The organism is Micrococcus sp. Mcc89 (genome assembly GCF_024519795.1).
Classification (GTDB): domain Bacteria; phylum Actinomycetota; class Actinomycetes; order Actinomycetales; family Micrococcaceae; genus Micrococcus; species Micrococcus luteus.
Genome location: NZ_JALJRI010000092.1, coordinates 1 through 264, shown reverse-complemented (window position 1 = coordinate 264; position 264 = coordinate 1). Strand labels below are relative to the sequence as shown.

The 264-nt window shown below is 72.3% G+C and carries 1 protein-coding gene; it reads left to right on the top strand.

The genetic code is table 11. The features are described from left to right. On the top strand, nt 1-264 hold a 264-nt coding region (locus NR072_RS11575), incomplete at both ends, for a transposase (RefSeq protein ID WP_256836933.1).

Genomic DNA, 264 nt, shown 5'->3' with positions numbered 1-264 from the left:
CCGGGGTCAACGCCGACGGGCGCCGCGAAGTCCTCGGGCTGAGGGTGGCCACCACGGAGACGGGTGCGGCGTGGAACGAGTTCTTCGCGGACCTGGTGGCCCGGGGGCTGGCCGGGGTGGCACTGGTGACCTCGGACTCCCATCGCGGCCTCGTGGAAGCCGTGGCGGCGAACCTGCCCGGGGCCGTGTGGCAACGCTGCCGCACCCATTACGCGGCGAATCTGATGGCCGTGACCCCGAAGAGCATGTGGCCGGCGGTGAAGG